Source organism: Pseudomonas sp. CJQ_9 (assembly GCF_043106615.1).
Taxonomy (GTDB): domain Bacteria; phylum Pseudomonadota; class Gammaproteobacteria; order Pseudomonadales; family Pseudomonadaceae; genus Aquipseudomonas; species Aquipseudomonas juntendi.
In genome coordinates, this window is the sequence record NZ_JBICMS010000073.1 from 1 (window position 1) to 13,695 (window position 13,695).

Consider the following 13,695-nt stretch of genomic DNA (forward strand, 5'->3'; position numbering starts at 1 on the left):
GCGGTCCCTGTAGGAGCGGGCATGCCCGCGAACACCGGCGCAGCCGGTGCTAGCCACCGAGTTGCCTGCTTCGCGGGCGCGCCCGCTCCCACAACGACCAGCAGTAAACCTGCCCCAGGCCCGGCGCGGTCCCTGTAGGAGCGGGCATGCCCGCGAACACCGGCGCAGCCGGTGCATCCACCGAGTTGCCAAATTCGCGGGCGCGCCCGCTCCCACAGTGGGCCGAGTAGCTATTGAATGCCGTGCCGAGCAAGCGCCCACTCGACATGCTCGCGCACCAGCTCCGACGCATCCTCGCGCCGCGCCTTCAGCGCCTCGATCACCGGTATCGTCGACGGCGCATTGCCCAAGCCCACCGCCAGGTTGCGCAAGAACCGCTCATAGCCAGCCCGGCGTAGCGGCCCGCCCTCGGTCTTGCGCAGGAAGGTACGCTCATCCCACAGGAACATCCCCGCCAGCTCGGCATTCTCCAGCCCGTGCCGCGGCTGGAAATCCTGCTCCTGGCTGTGCTTGGCGAAGCGGTTCCACGGGCATACGATCTGGCAGTCATCGCAACCAAATACACGGTTACCCATCATCGAACGCAGGTCGACAGGAATCGGCCCCCTCAGCTCGATGGTCAGGTACGAGATGCAACGCCGCGCATCCAGCACATAGGGCCCGACGAACGCCTGGGTCGGGCAGATGTCCAGGCACGCCTGGCAACGCCCGCAGTGTTCACTGGTGGTGGCCTCGTCCACCGGCAACGGCAGGTCAACGAACAATTCAGCCAGGAAGAAGTAGCTGCCGGCCTTGCGGTTGAGCAGCAGGGTGTTCTTGCCGATCCAGCCCAGCCCGGCCTGCTCGGCCAGGGCCTTCTCCAGCACTGGGGCACTGTCGACGAAGGCGCGGTAGCCGAACGGGCCGATGGCTTGCTGAATACGGTCTGCCAGGAATTGCACGCGCTTGCGCACCAGCTTGTGGTAGTCACGGCCCAGGGCGTAGCGTGACACGTAGGCTTTTTCCGGTTGCGCCAGGCGTTGCGCCATCTGCGTATCGCCGGGCAGGTAGTCCATGCGCAGCGAGACCACGCGTACCGTGCCGGGGATCAGTTGGTCGGGGTGCGCCCGTTTGCTGCCATGGGCACCCAGGTACTCCATTTCGCCCTGGTAACCGGCGTCTAGCCAGCGTTGCAGGTGCTGTTCATGTTCGCCAAGGTCGACCCCGGCGATGCCGACGTGGGCAAAACCGAGTTCCTGGCCCCATATCTTGATCGATTGGGCCAGTTGGGCGAGGTCAGGTGTAGAGGCAGGCATGGATGGGCAAGGCAATACGGGCTCAGGTGCGTATAATTCTGCCAGACATTGGAGCCTTTGACCCCATGCCGCAGACCAAACACCCTGGCAACACCCTACAACTGCTCAGCAGCGTGACTGTCGCACACCTGCCGGCACGGCACCCGCATGCGCACAAAGGCGACTTCGGCCATGTGCTGGTAGTGGGCGGCGACCTGGGCACCGGTGGCGCTGTGCTGCTCAGCGCCGAAGCCGCCTTGCGCTGTGGCGCCGGCCTGGTCAGCGTGGCGACCCGGCCCGAACATCTACCCGCGAGCCTGGCCCGCCTGCCTGAGGTGATGTGCCTGGGGGTACAGTCGGCCAACCAACTGGTCGGCGTGTTGGAGCGCGCCACGGTACTGGTGGTGGGCCCTGGCCTTGGGCAGGCTGCCTGGGGGCGGAGCCTGTTGTCGGCAGTGGCGAACGCCGAGCGCCCGCAGGTGTGGGACGCCGACGCCCTGAATTTGCTGGCAGGCACCCCATTGGCCCTGCCCAGCGGTAGCATCCTCACCCCTCACCCCGGGGAAGCGGCGCGGCTGCTGGGCATTTCCACCGAAGCGGTGCAGGCCGACCGGCCGGGCGCTGCGCGCAAGCTGGCGCGGCGCTACAACAGTGTGTGCCTGCTCAAAGGGGCAGGCACCCTGGTGGCGCACCCGTCCGGCCAGTTGATGCTGTGCGAGCGCGGGCACCCGGCCATGGCCGGCGCGGGCCTGGGCGACGTGCTGACCGGGGTGCTGGCGGCGTTGCTGGCCCAAGGGCTGGACGCCTGGAGTGCCGGCTGCCTGGGTACCTGGCTTCACGCCTGTGCCGGTGAGCGTTTGGGGGTTGAAGGTAGAGGCCTGGCGGCCAGCGATCTGGCGCCGGTCATTCGAGCGTTGTTGGAGGAGCATTCTGCGTGTGTGGCTTAAATCTGTTTCTGGCCGATGAAGCGGCTACAGTCGACTTCGGTGCAAAAATGGCCGAAGTGACCGGTGGTCGCGGTGTCATTTTCCTGGAAGGCGACCTGGGGGCGGGTAAAACCACGCTCTCGCGTGGCCTGATCCGTGGCCTGGGCCATACTGGTGCAGTGAAAAGCCCGACGTTCACCGTGGTCGAACCCTACGAGATCGGCGATGTCCGAGCTTTTCACTTCGACCTGTATCGCCTGGTCGATCCGGAGGAGCTGGAGTTCATGGGGATTCGTGACTATTTCGAGGGCGACCCGTTGTGCCTGTTCGAGTGGCCACAAAAGGGTGCGGGCGTTTTGCCAAAGCCCGACCTGACCATTACCATAAGCCCCCAAGCGGGCGGACGCTCGCTGAACCTGTCGCCGCAGGGGGCTCGCGGCGAGGCCTGGTGCGTGGCACTGGCCAAACACTATAAACAGTAAGTGGGGTAGGTATGCGCATACGCGCACTGGTCGCCATCGTTGGGCTGCTGCTGACAACGGTGACCGTTGACGCTCTGGCCGTCACTCAAGTCAAGAGCATGCGCCTGTGGCGCGCGCCAGACAACACGCGGCTGGTCTTCGACCTGTCTGGCCCCGTGCAGCACAGCGTCTTCACCTTGAGCGCACCCGATCGCCTGGTTATCGACATCAATGGCGCGACCTTGGCGGCGCCATTGAAAGTGGCGACCTCCAACACGCCGATCAGCAGCGTGCGTTCGGCCCAGCGCACGCCGACCGACCTGCGTGTGGTGGTCGACCTGAAAAAGTCGGTCACCCCCAAAAGCTTTACCCTGGCGCCCAATGCCCAGTACGGCAACCGCCTGGTGGTCGACCTGTACGACCAGGAAGCCGATGCCATTGCAGCAACGGCGCCAACCCCACCACCGACCCCGGTGCAAACGCCTGCCACCACGCCAGCGGTCCCGGTCACGCCGACCCAGCCAGCCATCAAGCTGCCGCCGGTACCTAGCGGCAAGCGCGACATCGTCATTGCCATCGACGCCGGTCATGGCGGCGAGGACCCGGGTGCTTCCGGCTCGCGCGGCCAGCATGAGAAAGACATCGTGCTGCAGATTGCCCAGGAGCTGCAGCGCCAGATCAACACGGAGAAGGGTTTCCGCGCCGAGTTGACCCGCACCGGTGACTACTTCATTCCGCTGCGCAAACGCACCGAAATCGCCCGCAAGAAGGGCGCCGACCTGTTCGTTTCGATCCACGCCGACGCCGCGCCGTCCAAGGCTGCGTTCGGCGCATCGGTGTTTGCCCTGTCCGACCGTGGCGCTACCTCCGAAACCGCACGCTGGCTGGCAGACACGGAAAACCGTTCTGACCTGATCGGGGGCGCCGGCAACGTCAGCCTCGACGACAAGGACCGCATGCTTGCGGGTGTGCTGCTCGACCTGTCGATGACGGCCACGCTCAGCTCCAGCCTGAACGTCGGGCAGAAAGTGCTGGGCAACATGGGCCGCATCACCTCGCTGCACAAGCAGCGAGTGGAGCAGGCTGGCTTCATGGTGCTGAAGTCGCCCGATATTCCGTCGATCCTGGTAGAGACCGGGTTCATCTCCAACGCCAACGAGGCGGCCAAGCTGGCCAGTCGCAGCCATCAGCAAGCGCTTGCGCGGTCGATTCATACCGGGGTGCGCCAGTTCTTCCAGCAGAACCCGCCGCCTGGCACCTATATCGCCTGGCTGCGCGATACCGGCAAGATCGCCGCCGGCCCACGTGAGCACACGGTGCGCCCAGGCGAAACCCTGGCAATGCTGGCGGTGCGCTATCAGGTCAGTGTGGCCAGCTTGCGCAACACCAACAGCTTGAAGTCCGATGAGCTGAAGGTCGGCCAGCGTCTGGATATCCCTGCCACCACATTGGCTTCGCAATGAGTGGTGGTTCGCGCATCCAGCTGCTCAGCCCGCGGCTGGCCAACCAGATTGCCGCGGGTGAGGTGGTCGAGCGGCCGGCCTCGGTAGCCAAGGAACTGCTGGAAAACAGCCTGGACTCCGGTGCCCGGCGCATCGATGTGGAAGTGGAGCAGGGCGGCGTCAAGCTGCTGAAGGTGCGGGATGATGGCAGCGGTATTTCTGCCGACGACCTGCCGCTGGCGCTGGCCCGTCATGCCACCAGCAAAATCCGTGAGCTGGAAGACCTTGAAGGCGTATTGAGCCTGGGGTTCCGTGGCGAAGCCCTGGCCTCGATCAGCTCGGTGGCGCGCCTGACCCTGACCTCGCGTACCGCCAGTGCGACAGAAGCCTGGCAGGTTGAAACCGAAGGCCGCGACATGCTCCCGCGGGTGCAGCCGGCCGCCCACCCGGTGGGTACTTCGGTCGAAGTGCGTGACCTGTTCTTCAATACCCCGGCGCGGCGCAAGTTCCTCAAGGCCGAGAAAACCGAGTTCGATCACTTGCAGGAGGTCATCCGGCGCCTGGCGTTGGCGCGTTTCGACGTCGGCTTCCACTTGCGCCACAACGGCAAGAGCATCCTCAGCCTGCACGAGGCCCATGATGAAGTGGCGCGTGCGCGGCGGGTGGGTGCCATCTGCGGCCCGGGCTTCATGGAACAGGCGCTGCCTATCGACGTCGAGCGCAACGGCCTGCGCTTGTGGGGCTGGGTTGGGCTGCCGACCTTCTCGCGCAGCCAGGCCGACCTGCAGTACTTTTTCGTCAACGGCCGTGCGGTGCGCGACAAGCTGGTGGCCCATGCCGTGCGCCAGGCCTACCGTGACGTGCTGTTCAACGGCCGGCACCCGACCTTTGTGCTGTTCCTTGAACTGGAACCCAACGGCGTCGATGTCAACGTGCACCCGACCAAGCATGAAGTGCGCTTCCGCGAAGGGCGTTCGGTGCACGACTTCCTGTACGGTACCCTGCACCGGGCCCTGGCCGATGTGCGCCCGGAAGACCAACTGGCCGCCCCGGCTGCGGTGCCTGAGGCGATTCGCGCCACTGGCCAGCAGGCCGGTGAGTTCGGCCCGCAGGGGGAAATGCGCCTGGCTTCGCCCGTGCTCGAGCAGCCACGTGCACCGCAACACACGGCCAGCAATGGCGGCAGTGGTGCCGGTTACCAGTACCAGTACACCCCGCGGCCCTCGCCACCGCTGCCGGCGGCCGAGGCGCAAGCGGTGTACCGCGAGTTTTACAAGCCGCTGGACAATGGCGCCGCCCCGGCAGCCACCCTGCCTGAAAGCCAGGGCGACATTCCGCCGCTGGGTTATGCCCTGGCGCAGCTGAAGGGTATCTACATCCTGGCCGAGAACGCTGTCGGCCTGGTGCTGGTCGACATGCACGCCGCCCACGAGCGCATCATGTACGAGCGCCTGAAGGTAGCCATGGCCAGCGAGGGCCTCAGCGGCCAGCCGCTGCTGGTGCCGGAAACCCTGGCCCTGAGCCAGCGCGAAGCCGACTGCGCCGAAGAGCACGCGCAGTGGTTCCAGCGCCTGGGCTTCGAACTGCAGCGCCTGGGCCCGGAAACCCTGGCCATCCGCCAGATCCCGGCTTTGCTCAAGCAGGCCGAGGCCAACCGCCTGGTGCAGGATGTGCTGGCCGACCTGATGGAATACGGCACCAGCGACCGTATTCAGGCCCACCTCAACGAGCTGCTCGGCACCATGGCCTGCCACGGCGCGGTACGCGCCAACCGGCGCCTGGCCATTCCCGAGATGAACGCCCTGCTGCGCGATATGGAAAACACCGAGCGCAGCGGCCAGTGCAACCACGGCCGTCCCACCTGGACCCAGATGGGCCTGGACGACCTGGACAAACTTTTCCTGCGCGGTCGATGAAATGAGCGGCAAGCCCCCAGCGATATTCCTCATGGGTCCGACGGCCGCCGGCAAGACCGACCTGGCCATCGAACTGACCAAAGTGCTGCCGTGCGAGCTGATCAGCGTTGATTCGGCGCTGATCTACCGCGGCATGGACATCGGTTCGGCCAAACCGTCGAAAGCAGTCCTTGCCGCCCACCCGCATCGCTTGATCGACATCCGCGACCCAGCCGAAAGCTACTCGGCCGCGCAGTTTCGCGCCGACGCCCTGCAGGCCATGGCCGAGATCAGCGGGCGCGGCAAAATTCCGCTGCTGGTCGGCGGTACCATGCTGTATTACAAGGCGTTGGTCGACGGCCTTGCCGACATGCCAGCGGCCGATGCGGGCGTGCGTGCCGAGCTTGAAGCCCAGGCTGCGGCCTTGGGGCTGGGCGAGTTGCACCGCCAACTGGCCGAGGTCGACCCGGTGTCGGCGGCACGCATTCACCCCAACGACCCGCAGCGGTTGATCCGCGCATTGGAGGTCTACCGGGTGAGCGGTGAGAGCATGACGGCCCACCGGCAACGTCAATTCGCTGAAAGTCGCGGTGCAGACGCAGGCGCTGGCGGGCATTTGCCCTATACTGTCGCCAGCTTGGCGATCGCTCCTACAGATCGTCACATTTTGCATCAGCGAATTGCGTTACGATTTTCGCAGATGCTGGAACAGGGCTTTATCGACGAGGTCCGATCACTGCGAGCCAGAAGTGACTTGCACGCCGGGTTACCGTCTATACGGGCAGTGGGGTATCGGCAAGTCTGGGATTACCTGGACGGTAAGCTGTCAGAGAGTGAAATGCGTGAACGCGGTATCATCGCGACCCGGCAGCTGGCCAAACGGCAGTTCACCTGGTTGCGTGGCTGGCCTGACGTACACTGGCTTGACAGCCTGGCCTGCGACAATCTGTCCCGCACCTTGAAATACCTAGGGCCCATCTCCATATTGAGCTGAGTCCCTGCTGATTGCCGTCTATTCTTGCGAAGGGGCGGCCTAATTTATCGTTTTCATTGATTTTCTATTATTTATCCTTACAGGAGTGCGGCATATGTCAAAAGGGCATTCGCTACAAGACCCTTACCTGAACACTTTGAGAAAAGAGAAGGTCCCGGTTTCCATTTACCTGGTCAACGGCATCAAGCTGCAGGGTTCGATCGAGTCGTTCGACCAGTTCGTGGTACTGCTGAAGAACACCGTGAGCCAGATGGTCTACAAGCACGCCATTTCGACCGTGGTGCCAGCCCGTCCGGTTCGCCTGCCAAGCCCGTCCGATTCCGAGCATGGTGACAGCGAGCCAGGCAACGCCTGATAGGAGCCTGCATTGTTCTTTGAGCGCCACGGTGGTGGTGAGCGGGCGTTGCTCGTTCACTTGGAAGGTCAGAACCCTGAGGCGCGCGAAGACCCGCAGGAGTTTCAGGAACTGGCATTGTCGGCCGGTGCCGACATCATTTCGCTGGTCACGGTGACAAGGCATCAGCCTTCCGCCAAATACCTGATTGGCAGTGGCAAGGTCGAAGAGCTGCACGACCTGGTCCATGCCGAACAGGTAGACCTGGTGATATTCAATCACACCCTCACGCCCAGCCAGGAGCGCAACCTTGAACGTGTGTTCGAGTGTCGTGTGCTCGACCGCACCGGGCTGATCCTCGATATCTTCGCCCAACGGGCGCGTACCCATGAAGGCAAGCTGCAGGTCGAACTGGCCCAGCTGGAGCACATGAGCACGCGGTTGGTGCGTGGCTGGACTCACCTGGAGCGGCAAAAAGGTGGTATCGGCCTGCGCGGCCCGGGTGAAACGCAGCTGGAAACCGACCGGCGCCTGTTGCGCGTGCGCATCCGCCAGATCAAGTCGCGCCTGGAAAAGGTCCGTAGCCAGCGCGAGCAGGCACGGCGCGGGCGCAAGCGTGCAGACATCCCTTCGGTGTCGCTGGTGGGTTACACCAACGCCGGCAAGTCCACGTTGTTCAACGCCCTGACCGAATCCGAGGTGTACGCCGCGGACCAGCTGTTCGCTACCCTCGACCCGACCTTGCGCCGGCTCGAGCTCAACGACCTTGGCCCGATCGTGCTGGCCGACACGGTGGGCTTCATTCGCCATTTGCCGCACAAGCTGGTCGAGGCATTTCGGGCTACGCTCGAAGAGTCGAGCAACTCCGACCTGTTGCTGCATGTGATCGACGCCCATGAGCCCGAGCGCATGGAACAGATCGAGCAAGTGTTGGAGGTATTGGGCGAGATTGGTGCCGAAGGCTTGCCGATCCTCGAGGTGTATAACAAACTCGACCTGCTCGAAGATGTCGAGCCACAGATCCAGCGCAATGCCGATGGCAAGCCGGAACGGGTCTGGGTATCGGCACGCGATGGGCGTGGCCTGGAGCTGGTCGGCCAGGCGATAGCCGAGTTGCTGGGGGAAGATCTGTTTGTCGGTACCCTTTGCCTGGAGCAGCGTTTTGCCCGCTTGCGCGCGCAATTCTTTGCCTTGGGTGCGGTGCAGAGTGAAGAGCATGATGAAGAAGGGCGCAGCCTGCTGAGCGTGCGACTGCCCATGGTCGAACTGAATCGCCTGGTCAGCCGCGAAGGCATGGAGCCGCAAGTGTTTGTCGAGCAACACACTTTGCAATAAATGCCCGTCGAGGTCGCCGGGCAGCAGTGACAGGCATTCTGTAGCATTGGACGGCGCGCCGTGGGCGCGTCTTTGCTTTATCAGATGGAGAGCGCTATGGCTTGGAACGAGCCGGGTGGCAACTCGAACAATCAGGATCCCTGGGGCGGCCGTCGTGGTGGCGGTGGCGGCGGTGGTGACAAGAAAGGTCCGCCGGATCTGGACGAGGCCTTCCGCAAACTGCAGGACAGCCTCAATGGCATGTTCGGCGGCAAGAAGAAACGTGGCGGCGGTGACCGCAACATCGGCAAGGGCGGTGGCCTTGGCCTGCTGGGCATCGGCCTGGCGGTGCTGGCTGCCATCTGGCTGTACAACGCCGTGTATGTGGTCGACGAGCAGGAGCAGGCCGTGGTGCTGCGCTTCGGCAAGTACTATGAGACGGTCGGTCCCGGCCTGAACATCTACTTCCCGCCGATCGATCGCAAGTACATGGAGAACGTCACGCGTGAGCGTGCCTACACCAAGCAGGGCCAGATGCTGACCGAAGACGAGAACATCGTCGAGGTGCCGCTGACCGTGCAGTACAAGATCAGCAACCTGCAGGACTTCGTGCTCAACGTCGACCAGCCTGAGGTGAGCCTGCAACACGCGACCGAAAGTGCCCTGCGCCACGTGGTGGGTTCCACCTCGATGGACCAGGTGCTCACCGAAGGCCGTGAGCAGATGGCCGTGGATATCCGCGAGCGCCTGCAGCGCTTCCTCGACAACTACCGCACGGGTATCACCGTTACCCAGGTCAACGTGCAGAGCGCGGCAGCCCCGCGTGAAGTGCAGGAAGCCTTCGATGACGTGATCCGTGCCCGCGAAGACGAGCAGCGCGCCCGCAACCAGGCCGAGTCCTACGCCAACGGCGTGGTGCCGGAAGCCCGTGGTCAGGCGCAGCGCATCATCGAAGACGCCAACGGCTACCGTGACGAAGTCATCGCCCGCGCCAAGGGTGAGGCCGATCGCTTCAGCAAGTTGCTCGGCGAGTACCGCAAGGCACCTGACGTGACCCGCCAGCGTCTGTACCTGGAGACCATGCAAGAGGTCTACAGCAATTCGAGCAAGGTCATGGTGGCAACCAAGGATGGGCAGAACAACCTGCTCTACCTGCCGCTGGACAAAATGGTCGAAGGCAGCCGCAACGCGTCCGCGCCAACCACCGGCGTATCGCCATCGGCCAACGATGCGGCCGCGCGTGCGGCGCAGGACATGCAACAGCAACAGCAGCCGCTGCGCACTAGGGAGAGCCGCTGATGAGCAACAGATCGCTGATCGCCCTGATCGCCGCCGTGGTCCTGGCCATCGTGGCCTGGAACAGCTTCTACATCGTGTCCCAGACCGAGCGTGCAGTGCTGCTGCGCTTCGGTAAGGTGGTCCAGGCAGATGTTCAGCCAGGCCTGCACGTGAAGATCCCGTACGTGAACCAGGTACGCAAGTTCGACGCCCGCCTGATGACCCTCGACGCCCCGACCCAGCGGTTCCTGACCCTGGAGAAGAAAGCGGTGATGGTCGACGCCTACGCCAAGTGGCGCGTCAAGGACGCCGAACGCTTCTACACCGCCACCTCGGGCATGAAGCAGATCGCCGACGAGCGGCTTTCGCGTCGCCTGGAAAGCGGCCTGCGTGACCAGTTCGGTAAACGTACCCTGCACGAGGTGGTTTCCGGTGAGCGCGACGCACTGATGGCTGACATCACCGCATCGCTGAACCGCATGGCCAACAAAGAGCTGGGCATCGAGGTGATCGATGTGCGTGTCAAGGCCATCGACCTGCCGAAGGAAGTCAACCGCAGCGTGTTCGACCGCATGAGTACCGAGCGTGAGCGTGAAGCCCGCGAGCACCGCGCCAAGGGTAACGAGCTGGCCGAAGGTATTCGTGCCGACGCCGACCGCCAGCGCCGTGTGCTGCTGGCCGAAGCGTACCGCGAAGCGGAAGAAACCCGCGGTGACGGCGACGCCCAGGCGGCCGCCATCTATGCCAAGGCCTATACACAGGACGCAGACTTCTATGCGTTCTACCGTAGCCTGCAGGCGTACCGCGAAAGCTTCTCGAGCAAGAGCGACGTGCTGGTCCTGGATCCGAAGAACGAGTTCTTCCGCTTCCTGGACAAGAGCAAGCCGTAATGCTCAGGCCATGATTTTCATGCGGCAGCGCTCCGCCTGGCAGCTAAAACACCAGGCGGGGTGCATCCTGAATGAAAAGGGGTGTATCATGAGGCAGCCGGGAAATTTCCCGGCTTTTTTGCGTCTGCAAGGTTGATTGGCACAGCGCCGGTTGACGGTTTGCTCAGCTCGCAAGGCAATTCGAGGGTATCGGGTACGGTGGCTGCGCTGGGATCAGTGCTGCCCGCTGCTGTGCGCGATACCGGCTTTACTGACGGCTCGCCTGCTGGCAAGCCGCCCGGACCAGAGGGGAAATGGCGTAATGGCAACGGTAGACCGCTGGCTGCTGCCAGATGGCATCGAGGAAGTACTGCCACCTGAGGCTGCGCGTATCGAGATCGCGCGCCGCCAGGTGTTGGACCTGTTCCAGGGTTGGGGCTACGAACTGGTCGTCACCCCGCATATCGAGTACCTGGAGTCGCTGTTGACCGGCGCCGGCCAGGACCTGGACCAGCGCACCTTCAAGGTGGTGGACCCGCAGTCCGGCCGCCTGATGGGCTTCCGCGCCGACTTCACCCCGCAGGTGGCCCGTATTGACGCGCACACCTTGCGCCGTGAAGGCCCAAGTCGGTTGTGCTATGCCGGTAGCGTGCTGCACGCCCAGCCGCGCGCACTGTCCACCTCGCGCAGCCCGATCCAGCTGGGTGCCGAGCTTTACGGCGATGCCAGCCCTACCAGCGACGTCGAAGTCATCAGCCTGATGCTCGCCACGCTGCAACTGGCTGACGTGCCGGACGTGCACATGGACCTTGGCCACGTCGGCATCTACCGCGGCCTGGCCCGGGCGGTCGGCCTGTCCGGGGCAGTGGAGCAGCAGTTGTTCGATGCGCTGCAACGCAAGTCGGTCGATGAGGTGCAAGCCTTGACTGCCGACCTGCCCAAGGACCTGGGCAACATGTTGCGTGCGCTGGTCGAGCTGTGCGGTGGCCGTGAAGTGCTGAACGAAGCGCGCGTGCGCCTGGGGCGCGCCCCGGCCAGCGTGCTGGCCGCGCTGGACGACCTGCTGGCGATCGCGGACCGGCTGGCGTCGCGCTACCCAGAACTGCCGCTGTACTTCGACCTCGGTGAGCTGCGCGGTTACCACTACCACACCGGTGTGGTGTTCGCCGTGTTCGTACCGGGCGAGGGTCAGTCCATTGCCCAGGGCGGGCGCTATGACGACATCGGCGCCGATTTTGGCCGGGCACGCCCAGCCACAGGTTTCTCCACGGATTTGAAGACCCTGGTCACACTGGGGCGAGCGGAGGTCGTATTGCCAACTGGCGGGATCTGGATGCCCGACAGTGGCGACGCGGCCCTCTGGCAGCAAGTCTGCCAGTTGCGCAGCGAGGGCCAGCGTGTGGTCCAGGCTTTGCCTGGCCAGCCGTTGAGTGCTGCTCTCGAGGCGGATTGTGATCGGCAATTGATTCAGCAAGACGGGCGCTGGCAGGTTCTGCCGCTGGCCCAGTGAGTTTCTGCGTCGGCGACAGGCCGGCAACCAAGTTTGCGTGAATGAGGACCAATGTAATGGGTAAGAATGTCGTCGTCCTGGGCACCCAGTGGGGTGATGAGGGCAAAGGCAAGATCGTCGATCTGCTGACCGAACATGCTGCCGCCGTAGTGCGCTACCAGGGTGGCCACAATGCGGGCCACACCCTGGTGATCAACGGTGAAAAAACCGTTCTGCACCTGATTCCGTCTGGCATCCTGCGTGAAGGCGTACAGTGCCTGATCGGCAACGGCGTGGTCGTTGCCCCGGATGCGCTGATGCGTGAAATCACCAAGCTGGAAGAGAAGGGCGTACCGGTGCGCGAGCGTCTGCGAATCTCCCCGGCAGCGCCGCTGATCCTGTCGTACCACGTGGCCCTGGACCAGGCCCGTGAAAAAGCCCGTGGCGAAGCCAAGATTGGCACCACTGGCCGCGGCATCGGCCCAGCCTACGAAGACAAGGTCGCCCGCCGCGGCCTGCGCGTGGGTGACCTGTTCCACCGCGAGCGTTTCGCTGCCAAGCTCGGTGAGCTGCTGGATTACCACAACTTCCAGCTGGTGAACTACTACAAAGAGCCGGCCATCGACTTCCAGCAGACCCTGGACGAGTGCATGGCCTACGCCGAACAGCTCAAGCCGATGATGCTCGACGTCACCGCCGAGCTGCACAACCTGCGCCGCGCCGGCAAGGACATCATGTTCGAGGGCGCCCAGGGTTCGCTGCTGGACATCGACCACGGTACCTACCCGTACGTCACCAGCTCCAACACCACGGCTGGTGGTATCTCCACCGGTTCCGGCGTGGGCCCGATGTACCTGGACTACATCCTGGGCATCACCAAGGCTTACACCACGCGCGTGGGCTCCGGTCCGTTCCCGACCGAGCTGTTCGACGAAACCGGCGCTACCCTGGCCAAGCGTGGCCACGAATTCGGCTCCACCACCGGCCGTGCTCGCCGTTGCGGCTGGTTCGACGCCGTGATCCTGCGTCGCGCCATCGATGTCAACAGCATCTCGGGCATCTGCCTGACCAAGCTGGACGTGCTTGACGGCCTGGAAACCATCAACATCTGCGTTGGCTACAAGAACGAGAACGGTGCCGTCATCGATGCACCTTCCGATGCCGACAGCTACATCGGCCTGGAGCCGGTGTACGAAGCGATGCCAGGCTGGAGCGAGTCGACCCTGGGCGTTAAAACCCTGGAAGAGCTGCCACAGGCTGCACGTAACTACATCAAGCGCATCGAAGAGTTGGTCGGCGCCCCGATCGACATCATTTCGACCGGCCCGGACCGCAACGAGACCATCGTTCTGCGTCATCCGTTCGCCTGACCTGCCTTCCAGGCTGATCTGACGCCGTAGCCCTGAAAGGGGCTGCGGC

At 63.9% G+C, this 13,695-nt stretch carries 12 protein-coding genes; 11 read left to right on the forward strand and 1 reads right to left on the reverse strand.

Annotated features, from left to right (window positions below; genetic code table 11):
* Positions 1-230 precede the first annotated feature (230 nt).
* Positions 231-1,295, reverse strand: coding sequence for a tRNA epoxyqueuosine(34) reductase QueG (gene queG / locus ACF8SD_RS14505; protein ID WP_392483483.1), 1,065 nt, complete (start codon positions 1,293-1,295; stop codon positions 231-233).
* Positions 1,296-1,360: 65 nt separating this feature from the next.
* Between queG and ACF8SD_RS14510 the strand changes: the two genes are divergently transcribed.
* From ACF8SD_RS14510 to ACF8SD_RS14560, 11 genes are all read left to right on the forward strand, one after another.
* Positions 1,361-2,221, forward strand: a complete 861-nt coding sequence (locus ACF8SD_RS14510) for an NAD(P)H-hydrate dehydratase (RefSeq protein WP_009681310.1) — start codon at positions 1,361-1,363, stop codon at positions 2,219-2,221.
* Entirely contained in the window at positions 2,209-2,682 is a 474-nt protein-coding gene (gene tsaE, locus ACF8SD_RS14515; RefSeq protein WP_173891274.1) for a tRNA (adenosine(37)-N6)-threonylcarbamoyltransferase complex ATPase subunit type 1 TsaE, read from the forward strand. Before ACF8SD_RS14510 ends, tsaE begins: the two co-directional genes overlap by 13 nt.
* Positions 2,683-2,693: 11 nt before the next feature.
* Positions 2,694-4,124: an N-acetylmuramoyl-L-alanine amidase gene (locus ACF8SD_RS14520; protein WP_173891273.1), complete on the forward strand. Its 1,431-nt coding sequence runs from the start codon at positions 2,694-2,696 to the stop codon at positions 4,122-4,124.
* A complete protein-coding gene (gene mutL, locus ACF8SD_RS14525) occupies positions 4,121-6,019 on the forward strand; it encodes a DNA mismatch repair endonuclease MutL (RefSeq protein WP_192441133.1) in 1,899 nt (632 codons plus the stop codon). The genes ACF8SD_RS14520 and mutL overlap by 4 nt, the downstream gene beginning before the upstream one ends.
* 1 nt (position 6,020) lies before the next feature.
* A complete protein-coding gene (gene miaA, locus ACF8SD_RS14530; RefSeq protein ID WP_029887991.1) occupies positions 6,021-6,992 on the forward strand; it encodes a tRNA (adenosine(37)-N6)-dimethylallyltransferase MiaA in 972 nt (323 codons plus the stop codon).
* A gap of 94 nt (positions 6,993-7,086) precedes the next feature.
* Positions 7,087-7,347 carry an RNA chaperone Hfq gene (gene hfq, locus ACF8SD_RS14535; RefSeq protein ID WP_003258160.1) on the forward strand — a complete coding sequence of 87 codons (261 nt, stop codon included), beginning with the start codon at positions 7,087-7,089 and terminating at the stop codon, positions 7,345-7,347.
* Positions 7,348-7,359: 12 nt separating this feature from the next.
* The gene (gene hflX, locus ACF8SD_RS14540; protein ID WP_392483486.1) at positions 7,360-8,661 is read left to right on the forward strand and encodes a ribosome rescue GTPase HflX; all 1,302 of its coding nucleotides are present in this window, start codon (positions 7,360-7,362) and stop codon (positions 8,659-8,661) included.
* Between the two features lie 96 nt (positions 8,662-8,757).
* Complete coding sequence (gene hflK / locus ACF8SD_RS14545) at positions 8,758-9,939, forward strand: FtsH protease activity modulator HflK (RefSeq protein WP_173891271.1); 1,182 nt, start codon at positions 8,758-8,760, stop codon at positions 9,937-9,939.
* A complete protein-coding gene (hflC, locus tag ACF8SD_RS14550; RefSeq protein ID WP_009681303.1) occupies positions 9,939-10,808 on the forward strand; it encodes a protease modulator HflC in 870 nt (289 codons plus the stop codon). The genes hflK and hflC overlap by 1 nt, the downstream gene beginning before the upstream one ends.
* Before the next feature lie 301 nt (positions 10,809-11,109).
* The gene (locus tag ACF8SD_RS14555; RefSeq protein WP_392483487.1) at positions 11,110-12,297 is read left to right on the forward strand and encodes an ATP phosphoribosyltransferase regulatory subunit; all 1,188 of its coding nucleotides are present in this window, start codon (positions 11,110-11,112) and stop codon (positions 12,295-12,297) included.
* Between the two features lie 56 nt (positions 12,298-12,353).
* Positions 12,354-13,646 (forward strand): adenylosuccinate synthase, encoded by a 1,293-nt coding sequence (locus tag ACF8SD_RS14560; RefSeq protein WP_009681301.1) that lies wholly within the window; start codon positions 12,354-12,356, stop codon positions 13,644-13,646.
* Positions 13,647-13,695 lie beyond the last annotated feature (49 nt).